The following is a 12,821-nucleotide window of genomic DNA, read 5'->3' on the forward strand; positions in this document are numbered from 1 at the left end:
CTCAGGCCGCCCGGTTTTTCACAAATTGCACGATGCGTTGGGCAGCTTCGACACACTCTGCGGTCTCAGCCACCAGCGCCATGCGGATACGGCCTGCGCCCGGGTTGAAACCGTGGGCTTCACGTGCCAGGTAGCTACCCGGCAACACGGTCACATTGTATTGAGCGAGCAAGTCACGGGCGAACTCGGTGTCGCTGCCTTTGACATCCGCCCACAAATAAAAGCCGGCGTCCGGCAAAGCCACATCCATGACCTCGGCCAGGAGTGGTGTGACCTCTGCAAACTTGGTGCGGTACTTCGCCCGGTTATCAATGACGTGGGCCTCGTCGTCCCATGCGGCAATGCTGGCCGCCTGCACCACCGGACTCATCGCGCTGCCATGGTAAGTGCGGTAGAGCAAGAATTTCTGAATCCATTGCGCATCGCCCGCGCAGAAGCCGCTTCGCATGCCGGGAACGTTGCTGCGCTTGGACAGGCTGGTGAACGAAACCAGATTCTTGAAGTCGGTTCGTCCCAGGCGTGCTGCGGCTTCGAGGCCGCCCAAAGGCGCCTCGTCCCGGAAATAGATCTCGCTGTAGCACTCGTCCGACGCAATCACAAACCCGTATTGATCACTCAGGGCAAACAGCTTCTCCCACTCGGAGAGCGGCATCACGGCGCCCGCAGGGTTGCCCGGGGAACACACGAACATCAGTTGGGTGTTTTGCCAGACGGACGCTGGCACGCTGTCCCAGTCCTGGGCGAAATTGCGATCGGCGACGGACGGTACAAAGTAAGGCTGCGCGCCACTCAACAGGGCCGCACCTTCGTAGATTTGGTAAAACGGATTGGGGCACACCACCTGGACCGTGCCATCGCAACCCGAGGGGTTGATGACCACCTGGGCAAAAGCGAACAAAGCCTCCCGCGATCCATTAACCGGCAGCACTTGGGTGGCCGGGTTGAGCGCGAGCCCATAGCGGCGCTGAATCCAGTTCACCATGGATTGCCGGAGCTTGGGGTCACCGGCCGTCGCGGGGTAGGCGGCGAGCCCGCTTTCACCGGACTGGATCGCGTGGCAATAAGCGTCCTTGATCAACTGTGGCGTCGGGTGGCGGGGCTCGCCGATGCCCAGGCTGATCGGGCTGAAGGCCGCGTTAGGCGTGACTGCGGCAAACAATTGGCGCAGGCGTTCAAAGGGGTAGGCCTGCAGGCGGGACAAATTCGGATTCATGGGGCGGCATTATCCCTGAGTCATCGTTAAACTCAGGGGCTGCTGGCCATCGGGTTAGCCCAGCTTTGAATTTGAGGAGTGAGCCATGTCAGCAATCCCATCCCACGGTGATGCCCCACGCTACCTGAATATTGCGGGTGCCATGGAGCAAATCGGCGATGAAGGCGCGTTGCGAGAGATGCTGCCCATGGTGCTCGAGTCTTTGACGAACGATGTGCCTGCCATCAGCGAGCTGTTGGCCCAGGGTGATATCAAAGGCGCCAACCACTTGCTCCACCCCTTGAAGGGTTTTATCCCGATTTTTTGCACCACCGAGCTGTATGGCCGTGTGTCCGAGGTCGAGCTCATGAGCAAAAAGGGAGACGTTGCTGCGGTGTCTGCCGCTTACGCCGAGTTGGCGCCTGAACTGCTCCGTTTGAAGGCTGAAGTCGCCCAGTACCTCGGACTTGCTGCTTAGGCCGCCTGCCGCTTTCAGGTGTTGAGGGCACCGCGAGGTATCATCCGCGGCTCGGCTGTGTCGGTGTGAGACCGGCAAAGCTCAATAAAATCAAATACTTAGCGTCAATCAAGCTCCACCGTGCGACTCAATTCCATCAAGCTCTCGGGCTTCAAGTCATTTGCTGAACCCACGAACTTCCTGCTCCCCGGGCAACTGGTAGGGGTGGTGGGGCCGAATGGCTGCGGCAAATCCAACATCATGGATGCGGTGCGGTGGGTGCTCGGTGAAAGCAAAGCCAGCGAATTGCGCGGCGAGTCGATGCAGGACGTGATCTTCAACGGCACCACGACCCGCAAACCTGCCAGCCGATCCAGTGTGGAGTTGGTGTTTGACAATGCCGACCACCGCGCCGGCGGCCAGTGGGGCCAGTTCGGTGAAATTGCGGTCAAACGGGTGTTGACCCGGGACGGGACCAGCAGCTATTTCATTAATAACCAGCCGGTGCGCCGCCGCGATGTGCAAGACGTGTTCCTTGGCACAGGCTTGGGGCCGCGCGCCTACGCCATCATCGGCCAGGGCACGATCAGCCGGATCATTGAATCCAAGCCCGAAGAGCTGCGCCTTTTCCTGGAAGAGGCGGCCGGGGTCTCCAAATACAAAGAGCGCCGTCGCGAAACCGAAAATCGCCTGTCCGATACCCGCGAAAACCTGACCCGGGTGGAAGATATCTTGCGCGAGTTGGGGAGCAACCTCGACCGTCTCGAAAAGCAGGCCGAAGTCGCGCAAAAATACAACGCCTTGCAGTCCGAAGTCACGCTGAAGCAACATCAGCAGTGGTTTTTGAAGCGGGCTGAGGCCTTGGCCGACAAAGCCAAAGTGCAAACCGAAGGGCTTGCCGCAGTCAATGCGCTCGAAGCGCGCATGGCCGATCTGCGCCATATTGAAGCCGATCTGGAAACCGTGCGCCAAGCGCATTACGCAGCGGGCGATCAGGTGAACCAAGCCCAAGGCTTGCTGTACGAGGCCAGCACCGATGTCGGCCGCCTGGAGGCCGAAATCCGTTTTGTGGTGGAAGGGCGTCAGCGGGTCGAGCAGCGCCTGATCACTTTGAAAGAGCAAATCGCCCAGTGGGCCACCCGCAAGGACGATGCCCATAACGAAATGGAGCGGCTTGCCGAGCTGGCTGCCATGGGTGAAGAGCAAACCGAGTTGTTGGCCGCCCAGGTCGAAGAGCAGGCGCAGCAGCTACCGGACGTGGAAGAGGCACTGGCCAAAGCCCAGGGTGCCGCCAATGATCAGCGCGGCGCGGTCACTCAGGTGCAACAGCAGATCCAGGTGCTGGCTGCCGAGCAGCGCGGCATTGAAGAGCAAAGCCGCCAGCTGGGTAGTCGCCGTGACCGGCTTTCAACCGACCGCAATGCCCTGTCTGCTCCGGACGAGTCTCGCTTGCAGGGGCTTCAAGAGCAGTTGGAAGTGGCACAGGAAAGCCATCAGATTGCGGATGCCCGCCTGCAAGAGTTGCAAGAAGCCGTGCCCCAGTTGGACGAAGCCCGCAAAGAGCAGCAAAGCCGAGTCAACGCCGAGTCTTCGCGCCAATCAGACCTTTCCGCCCGGCTCGAGGCCCTCAAAGCCCTGCAAGAAAAAGTCAAGACGGACGGCAAGTTGCAGCCCTGGCTGGCCAAACACGGTCTGGACCATTTACAGGGACTGTGGAGCCGCATCCATATCGAACAAGGCTGGGAAAACGCGCTCGAGGCCGCTCTGCGCGAGCGACTGGGCGGACTGGAAGTGTCCCGCCTCGACATGCTCAAAGCCTTTGCCCACGAAGGTCCCCCCGCAAAACTCGCGTTTTACAGCCCGCCTTCGGCGCAGGTTTCCGAGCCCTCAGGCCGCTTGCCGCGCTTGTCAGACTTGCTGCGCGTCCACGACGCGGGCCAAAAAGCGGTGCTCACCGACTGGCTGCACGGCTGTTACACCGCCAGCAGCTTTGAAGAAGCGCTGGGCCAGCGTGACCAATTGACGGCCGGCGAAAGCATCTTCGTCAAATCAGGTCATGTGGTCACCGCCCACAGCGTGAGTTTTTACGCCCAAGACTCGGAGCAGGCAGGCTTGTTGGCGCGCGCGCAAGAGATTGAAAACCTCGAAAAGCAAGTCCGCGCCCAGGTCCTGATCGCCGATGAATCGCGGGTCGCGCTGAGCCGCGCCGAGAGCGCCTATGCCGAGAGCGCCCAGCGCCTGGTGAGTGCCCGCCGCGAAGCCGCGGAAACCCAGAGTCGCGCGCACGAGCTGCAGGTGGAGACGCTGCGCTTGTCGCAGATGTTGGAGCAAACCCGTGCCCGCAGTGCGCAAATCGCGGCCGACATGGCCGAGGTGGAAGCCCAGCTCGACGATTTGCAGGAGCGCCGGGTCGAGGCAGAGGCCCGCTTCGAGTCCCTGGACATGCAGCTGGCCGATAGCCAGGAGCGCCACGCCCAACTGGACGAGCGGGTCATTGAGCTACAAGGTAAGTTAAACCAGTGCCGCGAACAACAGCGCAGCCTGGAGCGGCAGGCGCAAGAAGCAGTGTTTGCCCAACGCAGTTTGCAAGCCCGCAATGCCGAACTCTCGCGCGCCATTGAAACTGCCATCCAGCAAAACCAGAGTATCCAGGCCGAAGAGCAGCGGGCGCAAGATGAGCTGAATCGCCTGACCGACGCCGCTGCGCAAGCCGGGCTGCAAAACGCCTTGGCCTTGAAGCTCGAACGGGAACAGGCCCTTGGCGCCAAGCGCAGCGAATACGACGACCTGACCGCCAAGCTGCGCGCCAGCGACGAGCGCCGCTTGCAACTCGAGCGTGAACTCGACCCCTTGCGCCAGCGCATCACCGAATTCCAGCTCAAGGAGCAAGCAGCGCGCTTGGGCTTTGAGCAATACGAGAACCAACTTACCGACGCGCAAGCCGACCTCGTTGCGATCGAGCAGAGCATCAAAGATGGCAATGTGCGGCTGTTTGGCATGCAAGGCGACATCGACCGCTTGAACCGCGAAATCACAGCCTTGGGTGCCGTGAACCTGGCAGCGCTGGAAGAACTGGCTGCCGCCCGCGAGCGCAAGCAGTTCCTCGATATGCAAAACGTCGATTTGACCCAGGCCATGAACACCCTGGAAGACGCGATCCGCAAAATCGACGCCGAAACCCGCGAACTCTTGTCAGGCACCTTTGACCAGGTGAACGCCCATTTCCGCCGGATGTTCCCCGAGCTTTTCGGTGGTGGTAATGCGCGCCTCGTCATCACGGGTGACGAAATTCTGGACTCCGGTGTGCAGGTGATCGCACAGCCGCCGGGCAAGAAGAACCAGACCATTCACTTACTGTCGGGCGGTGAAAAAGCACTCACTGCGATTGCGCTGGTGTTTGCGATCTTCCAACTTAACCCCGCACCCTTTTGTTTGCTCGACGAGGTGGATGCGCCGCTGGATGACGCCAACACCGAGCGTTACGCCAAGCTGGTGTCCGCCATGAGCAAGGGAACCCAATTCCTGTTTATCAGTCACAACAAAATCGCCATGGAAATGGCAGAGCAACTCATCGGCGTCACGATGCAGGAGCAAGGCGTCTCGCGCATCGTCGCGGTGGACATGGAGTCTGCAGTACACCTTGCTGAGCTCGCCTGAACGGTAACCACATCACTATGAGCAACTTACAAATCGGTTTGGCCATCGCGGGCGGCATCGTGTTGGCCGGAGTCGTGGCCCACGGTGCCTGGTCCTCGCGCCGCAGTGCGCCCCGCCAGGCCCAGCCACCCCAGGAGCCTACTGACGACACCTCGGCCATAGAGCCGGGCCTGACTGAGGTGGACGCAGATACCCCCGCCTTCAACTTGCCCCGGCCACCGGCGCGGCCCGCCATGGACTCCCTGATCGATGTGATTGCCACCATCGCCCTGGACCCGGCAACACCGGCAGTCTCTGGCGACGCCGCTTTGGCCGCCATGCCTGCCACCCGGCGTGCGGGCACCAAGCCTTTCTCGGTGGAAGGCTTCAACCTGAACACCCAGGTCTGGGAAGTGCCCGCTGCGGGGCAGCGCTACGGGGGCTTTCAAGCAGGTGTTCAGCTGGCAAACCGCTCCGGCGCGCTCAACGACATCGAGTATTCCGAATATGTGGTCAAAACCCAGGCCTTTGCGGACGCCATCAACGCCACGCCTGAGTTCCCTGAAATGATCGACGAAGTGGCCCGCGCCCGCGAGCTCGACCACTTTGCCAGCGCGCACGATGCGCAGCTCGGCTTCACCATCCGCGCCCGCAATGCGTCCTGGAGCCCCGGCTACATTCATCAAAATGCTGCACGCCTTGGTTTTGTGGCCGGTGCAATACCCGGCCGCATGGTGCTGCCGGCAGCGGCCGAGGGCTTGCCACCGGTGTTGGTGCTGGGTTTTGATTCCCAAGCCGCGCTCGCAGACGACCCGGCCCAAAGCGCGATCCGCGAGCTCTCCCTGCACCTTGATGTAGCGCAGGTGGACCGCGGCGAGCAGCCGTTTGTCCGGATGCGGGAAACCGCCAATGCTCTGGCACAGGCCATGGAAGGCGTGGTCACCGACGACCACGGTCAACCGTTGGCGCCCCAAACCATGGACATGATCGCTGCCGACCTGCAGGTGCTCTATGACACGCTGGAGCAGCGCGATATAGCCGCCGGCTCGCCGATTGCGCGCCGCCTCTTCAGCTAAGTTTTTTCTTCTTTATGGCTACGCTGGACTTGTTTTCACTAGAGCCGGCACAGCCGGATACCGCTGCCCACCAACGCCTCCTGGCCCTGCGCGAGCAACTGCACGCCCATGGCCACGCGTATTACGTCCTCGACGCCCCCACGGTGCCGGATGCGGAATACGACCGGCTGTTCCGGGAGCTCCAGTCCCTGGAAGCAGCTCACCCGGAATGGGCGAGCGCGGACTCCCCGACGCAACGGGTAGGCGGCAAACCTCTCGATGCCTTCACCAGCGTGCGACACGCGGTGCCTATGCTGAGCATCCGGACCGAAACTGACACCGAATCGACCGGTGCCCAGGCCTTTGATGCCCGGGTACGCAAGGAGCTGGAGCTCAGCGATTCGGATGCCGCGGTGGAGTATGTGGCAGAGCTCAAGTTCGACGGGCTGGCCATGAACCTGCGTTACCAGCAGGGTGTATTAGTTCAAGCAACCACTCGTGGCGATGGCGAATACGGCGAAGACGTAACCCAAAATATCCGCACCATCGGCCAGATCCCCTTGCGCTTGCCCGAGGGTGTGCCGCCAGTGCTGGAAGTGCGTGGCGAGGTGTACATGCGTCGTGATGACTTTGAAGCGCTGAATGAGCGCCAGCGCAACCGGATTGCGGCCGGCGAAAAAGGGGAAAAGACCTTTGTGAACCCGCGCAACGCCGCTGCTGGCGCCGTACGGCAGCTCGATCCGGGCATTGCAGCGCAACGCCCCTTGAGCTTTTTCGCCTACGGGCTTGGTGAAGTCACACCCGCTACCGCAGGCGGCCCGCAGTTCGGCACCCATTTCGCCATGCTCCAAACCCTCAAATCATGGGGTTTTCCGGTCGCAGCCGAGGTGGATATTGCGCAAGGCGCTACTGAATTGATAGCGTATCACCAGCACATCGGTGCACGGCGCGATACCTTGCCGTTTGACATTGACGGCGTGGTCTACAAGGTCAACAGCCTCGCCCTCCAGCAACGCCTGGGTTTTGTGACCCGGGAGCCGCGCTGGGCGGTCGCGCACAAATATCCGGCCCAAGAACAGCTCACTACCGTGCTGGCGATCGATGTGCAGGTCGGCCGCACCGGCAAGCTCACACCAGTTGCCAAGTTGGCCCCGGTGTTTGTGGGCGGGGTCACTGTCACCAATGCCACCCTGCACAACGAGGACGAGGCCCGCCGCAAAGACGTGCGGGTGGGCGACACCGTGATTGTTCGCCGTGCCGGCGATGTCATTCCTGAAGTGGTCTCGGTGGTGGCCGAAAAGCGGGTGGCCGATGCCCCGCAGTTCACCATGCCGCATATCTGCCCGGTGTGCCAATCGGCGGCCGTGCGGGAAGAGGGCGAAGCGGACTATCGCTGTACCGGTGGCCTGTTTTGCAGCGCCCAGCGCAAGCAGGCCATCCTGCATTTCGCCCAGCGTCGCGCAGTAGAAGTCGAAGGCTTGGGCGACAAGCTGGTCGAGCAGCTGGTGGACGCCAACGTCATCCGCAATCTGCCCGACCTGTACCGGCTCGGCCTGAACGCGCTGGCGAGCCTGGACCGCATGGCCGACCGGTCCGCCCTCAACATCCTCGAAGCGCTGGAGAAATCCAAGCGCACCACCTTGCCTCGCTTTTTGTTCGGGCTGGGCATTCGCCATGTGGGCGAAGCCACTGCCAAAGAGCTGGCCCGGCACTTTGGCACCTTGGATGCCGTGATGAGCGCCACTGAAGAAACTCTGCTCTGTGTGTCCGATGTCGGGCCTATCGTGGCCAAAAGTATTCGCACCTTCTTTGAGCAGCCCCACAATCGTGCGGTGGTCGAGCAACTACGCGCCTGCGGCGTGACTTGGCCTGAGGGCGCACCTGCTGACGCCGGCCCCAAGCCCTTGGCCGGCATGACACTGGTGCTCACCGGCACCTTGCCAACTTTGGGGCGGGATGCCGCCAAAGACCTGATCGAGGCCGCAGGCGGCAAAGTCAGCGGCTCCGTGAGTAAAAAGACAAGTTATGTGGTGGCTGGCACCGAGGCCGGAAGCAAGCTGGACAAAGCCCGCGAGCTGGGCCTGGCGGTGCTGGATGAAGCCGGTTTATTGGAGTTGTTGAAATGACGGTCCACGATATTCTCAAAATGGGCGATGCCCGCTTACTGCGCACCGCGCAACCCGTCACCGCCTTTGACAGCGATGCGCTTCACCTCTTGATCACCGACCTGCTGGACACGATGCGGGCTGCGAATGGCGCCGGTTTGGCAGCCCCGCAAATCGGGGTCGACCTGCAGGTGGTGATTTTTGGCAGCAACGACCGCAACCCGCGCTACCCGGACCGCCCGGTGGTGCCACCCACGGTGCTGTGCAATCCGGTCATCACCCCGATGGGCGAGGCCGAAGAGAGCGACTGGGAGGGCTGTCTGTCGGTACCCGGCCTGCGGGGCCAAGTGCCGCGTTGGACCCATATCCGCTACACCGGATTTGACCAATACGGCGACGCCATCGACCGCACGGTAGAGGGTTTCCACGCGCGTGTGGTGCAGCACGAGTGCGACCATTTATGGGGCAAGCTGTACCCGATGCGCATGCGCGACTTCAGCCAATTCGGCTTTACCGAGGTGTTGTTCCCGGGCATTGCTGCTGCCGAAGACGACTGATCAAAGCGGGCGCCCCGACCCTTGAGCGGCTCAGGTGATTTTGAAAACGGTGAGTTGCCGCTTGCCGCTCACCTTGCGCTCGTAAGCGGCCCACTGCTTGATGCCTTTCACCAAGACCTGGTTGCTCACGTCTTTGACCGGCTTTTTTGCGCTCAACTGGGCCGTGACCCAGTCCTGGATGTGGGGCAGGGTTTCGGCCTGTTGGCCGGTGGGGATCAGCAGTTCTTTTCCGGCCACGGAGCCAGCTGCGGTGACGGTAATTTCGGTAGCGGGCATAGGTGTCAGGACGCGAGGGCGTCCAGTATTTCGGTCTCAATATCGATCTGGGCCCGGTTGTGCTGAAGCTGCGAGCCATGGATCAAAAAGGTGTCTTCAACCCGCTCGCCCAGCGTCGCGACCTTGGCCAGTTGCACCACGATCTGGTGCTTGGCCAACACCCGAGCGATGCAGTAGAGCAGGCCCAAGCGGTCGCTGGCAGAAATATTGAGTAGCCAGCGCTGGGCTTTCTCATCGGGTTTGAGGGACACGCGGGGCGCAATCGGAAAGCTTTTAACCCGGCGTGACACCCGGCCACGGCTAGGCGCCGGCAAGGGGCCCGCTTGGGCAATCGCGTGGGCCAGCCCGTTTTCCAGCAAGCTGGTCATCTCGCGGTAATGCTCGTCCATATCGGCCGAGGTCACCACCTGGAAAGTGTCCAGCGCGTAGCCCTTTTTGGTGGTGTGGATGCGGGCATCCAGAATGCTGAAACCGCCCTGGTCGAAATAGCCGCAAATGCGGGCAAACAAGTCCGGCTGGTCCTGGGTGTAGACCAAGACCTGCAGGCCTTCGCCCACAGGCGAACGGCGCACCCGGACAATCGGCTGCTCGGTCCCCACCAGGCGTGACAACTGCTTGGTGTGCCAGGCAATGTCGGTGGCGTCGTGGCGCATGAAATAGCCCACATCCAGCGTGTCCCACAGCGGCTTGTGCGCCTCAAAGGGCAGGGCGTAGAGGGCCACAATGACCAGCGCCTCGCGTTTGCGCTGCTCCACCTCGGCATCTGCATCGGGGGCGCGGCCCCCCAAAGCGCGCGCCGTGTAGCGGTACAGGTCTTCGAGGAGCTTGCCCTTCCAGGCATTCCAGACCTTAGGGCTGGTGCCGCGGATATCGGCCACGGTGAGGAGATACAGCGCCGTCAGGTAGCGCTCGTTGCCCACGCGTTGCGCAAATGCCTGGATCACATCAGGGTCCGAGAGGTCCGACTTTTGGGCGATGCGACTCATGGTCAGGTGTTCGCCGACCAGAAACTCGATCAGCTTGGCATCTTCAGCCGGGACTCCGTGGTCTTTGCAGAAGCGGCGCGCCTCGACGATGCCCAGTTCCGAATGGTCGCCACCCCGGCCCTTGGCAATGTCATGGAAGAGCGATGCGATGTACAAAATCCACGGCTTGTCCCAGCCGGAGGCCAGTTGGGAGCAAAACGGGTACTCGTGCGCGTGTTCCACCATGAAGAAGCGGCGCGCATTGCGCAGCACCATCAGGATGTGCTGATCCACGGTGTACACATGGAACAGGTCGTGCTGCATCTGGCCCACGATTTTGCGAAACACCCACAGGTAGCGTCCCAGCACCGAGGTCTGGTTCATCAGGCGCATGGCGTGGGTAATGCCTTCAGGCGCTTGCATGATCTTCAGGAAGGTCGCGCGGTTGACCGGGTCTTTGCGGAACCGGGCGTCCATCAGGTCGCGGGCGTTGTAAAGCGCGCGCAAGGTCCGGGCAGACAAGCCCTTCACCCCGACCGTGGTCTGGTAGACGAGAAAGGTCTCCAGAATCGCATGCGGGTTGTTGCGGTACAGGTCGTCGCAGGCCACATCGATCATGCCCGCCTTGTCATTGAAGTGCTCGTTGATGCGGCGTGGCGCATGGGTGGAGGGGTTGAGCCGCTCTTCGATATTCATCAACAAAATCTGGTTCAGCTGGGTCACCGCCTTGGCGGCCCAGTAGTAGCGCTTCATCAGCGCTTCGCTGGCGCGCACCATTTGCTTGCGGTCTTTGTCGGCTTGCACCGGCACAAACCCAAACGACTCGGCAACTGCGTTTTGCAGGTCAAAAATCAAGCGGTCTTCGCGGCGTTTGGCGATGAAATGCAGCTTGGCGCGAATCAGCAGCAGCAAGGTTTCGTTGCGTTCAATCTGCTTGACCTCAAACGCGGTGGCCAGGCCGCCCAGGGCCAGATCGCTCCAGTGCTCGCCATAACCGGCGGCCTTGGCCACCCACAAAATCACCTGCAGGTCACGCAGACCGCCAGGGGACTCTTTGCAATTGGGCTCGAGCGAGTAGGGCGTGTCTTCAAATTTGGTGTGGCGTTGGCGCAGCTCCAGGGTCTTGGCCACAAAGAACGCCTTGGGGTCCATGGCCTGCCGGTAGGCCTCTTGGAAGGTCGCCACCAGTTCTGCGCTGCCGGTGATCAGGCGGCACTCCAGCAGAGCGGTTTGCACGGTGACGTCTTTTTCAGCCTCCGATAAACAGTCGGAAAGCGTGCGCACGCTGGATCCGATTTCCAGACCCACATCCCAGCAGGTGCCGATGAAGGCTTCTATGCGCTTTTTGAGTTCGCTGTCGGTGTCTGCCGACTGGCCATCGGGCAATAGCACCAGCACATCTACATCAGAGTGCGGAAACAGCTCTGCACGGCCGTAGCCGCCCACGGCCAGCAAGGCAAACGGTTCGCCCAGACCCGCGGCCAGCCACAGTTTGCGCAGCACCTCGTCGGTCAGGTCGGCCATGTGCTGCAACACCCTGCGCACTTGGCGGCCGGTCGCCTGAGGCGAGGCCACTTGATCCAGCAACTGGCCCTTGCGGGCCCGGTAATCAGTGCGCAGTGCTTGCAGCTCGGTCATCGTGGGGCGGTCAGGCGGTCACAAAGTCAGGGGTGGCGGGGCTGCCGGCGGACAAGGTCAACACTTCATAGCCGGTGGAGGTCACGAGCACGGTGTGCTCCCATTGCGCGGACAAGGAGCGGTCTTTGGTCACGATGCTCCAGCCGTCTTTCTCGGGGCCGTCTTTGATGTCTTTGCCGCCGGCGTTGATCATGGGCTCGATGGTGAAGGTCATGCCTTCCTTGAGTTTTTCAAGGGTGCCGGGCTTGCCGTAGTGCAACACTTGGGGCTCTTCATGGAACACTTGGCCGATGCCGTGGCCGCAAAACTCGCGCACCACGCTGAAGCCCTTGCCCTCGGCAAAACGCTGGATCGCGTGACCGATATCACCGAGATGGATGCCGGGCTTGACCATCTGGATGCCGACCCACATGGCTTCATAGGTGACAGAGCACAGGCGCTTGGCCGCGATCGAGCAGTTGCCCACCGGGAACATGCGGCTGGTGTCGCCGTGCCAGCCGTCTTTGATGACGGTGACGTCGATGTTGACGATGTCGCCTTTTTTCAATTGCTTGTCATTGGGGATGCCGTGGCACACCTGCTGGTTGACCGAGGTGCAGATGGACTTGGGGTAGGGCGTGTTGCCGCCACCGGTGTAGTTCAAGGGCGCAGGAATGGCGCCTTGCACTTGGGTGATGTAGTCGTGGGCCAGCTTGTCGAGCTCGTTGGTCGTCACGCCGGGCTGCACGAAGGGCGTGAGGTAATCCAGAACTTCAGAGGCAAGTCTGCCCGCGATGCGCATGCCGGCAATGCCTTGGGCGTCTTTGTAAGTGATAGTCATGGGCAGAGATTATCCGTGCAAACGCCGGGCGGGCTGTAGCTTCGAGTTATCTGCACTCTGGACTCTGGACTCAAATTGCTCCTGTTAAACTTGCTGGTTTATCTTCAGGGCAACAAAAAA

General features: G+C 61.4%; 9 protein-coding genes. 5 read left to right on the forward strand and 4 right to left on the reverse strand.

The genetic code is table 11. The features are described from left to right. Position 1: 1 nt before the first annotated feature. A complete protein-coding gene (dapC, locus tag RAE21_RS05960; protein ID WP_313880566.1) occupies positions 2-1,213 on the reverse strand; it encodes a succinyldiaminopimelate transaminase in 1,212 nt (403 codons plus the stop codon). Between the two features lie 85 nt (positions 1,214-1,298). Here dapC and RAE21_RS05965 point away from each other — a divergent pair, with 85 nt between their 5' ends. The 5 genes from RAE21_RS05965 to def all read left to right on the forward strand — a co-directional run bounded on the left by RAE21_RS05965 (position 1,299) and on the right by def (position 9,002). After that, complete coding sequence (locus tag RAE21_RS05965; protein WP_313880567.1) at positions 1,299-1,670, forward strand: Hpt domain-containing protein; 372 nt, start codon at positions 1,299-1,301, stop codon at positions 1,668-1,670. 120 nt (positions 1,671-1,790) lie between these two features. After that, positions 1,791-5,306, forward strand: a complete 3,516-nt coding sequence (smc, locus tag RAE21_RS05970) for a chromosome segregation protein SMC (protein ID WP_313880568.1) — start codon at positions 1,791-1,793, stop codon at positions 5,304-5,306. Between the two features lie 17 nt (positions 5,307-5,323). Further along, positions 5,324-6,361 carry a cell division protein ZipA C-terminal FtsZ-binding domain-containing protein gene (locus RAE21_RS05975; RefSeq protein ID WP_313880569.1) on the forward strand — a complete coding sequence of 346 codons (1,038 nt, stop codon included), beginning with the start codon at positions 5,324-5,326 and terminating at the stop codon, positions 6,359-6,361. Between the two features lie 14 nt (positions 6,362-6,375). Further along, on the forward strand, positions 6,376-8,466 hold the full coding sequence (gene ligA / locus RAE21_RS05980; protein ID WP_313880570.1) for an NAD-dependent DNA ligase LigA: 2,091 nt from the start codon (positions 6,376-6,378) through the stop codon (positions 8,464-8,466). Then, positions 8,463-9,002 carry a peptide deformylase gene (gene def / locus RAE21_RS05985; RefSeq protein WP_313880571.1) on the forward strand — a complete coding sequence of 180 codons (540 nt, stop codon included), beginning with the start codon at positions 8,463-8,465 and terminating at the stop codon, positions 9,000-9,002. Before ligA ends, def begins: the two co-directional genes overlap by 4 nt. 30 nt (positions 9,003-9,032) lie before the next feature. Here def and RAE21_RS05990 read toward each other — a convergent pair whose 3' ends face one another. Genes RAE21_RS05990 through map form a run of 3 tightly spaced genes read right to left on the reverse strand, consistent with a single transcriptional unit; the run spans position 9,033 to position 12,701 of the window. Then, complete coding sequence (locus tag RAE21_RS05990; protein ID WP_313880572.1) at positions 9,033-9,278, reverse strand: hypothetical protein; 246 nt, start codon at positions 9,276-9,278, stop codon at positions 9,033-9,035. Between the two features lie 5 nt (positions 9,279-9,283). Next, the gene (locus RAE21_RS05995; protein ID WP_313880573.1) at positions 9,284-11,881 is read right to left on the reverse strand and encodes a [protein-PII] uridylyltransferase; all 2,598 of its coding nucleotides are present in this window, start codon (positions 11,879-11,881) and stop codon (positions 9,284-9,286) included. A gap of 10 nt (positions 11,882-11,891) precedes the next feature. Then, the gene (map, locus tag RAE21_RS06000) at positions 11,892-12,701 is read right to left on the reverse strand and encodes a type I methionyl aminopeptidase (RefSeq protein ID WP_313880575.1); all 810 of its coding nucleotides are present in this window, start codon (positions 12,699-12,701) and stop codon (positions 11,892-11,894) included. Between the last annotated feature and the right edge of the window lie 120 nt (positions 12,702-12,821).

The sequence above is a fragment of the Rhodoferax potami genome (genome assembly GCF_032193765.1).
GTDB lineage: Bacteria > Pseudomonadota > Gammaproteobacteria > Burkholderiales > Burkholderiaceae_C > Allorhodoferax > Allorhodoferax potami.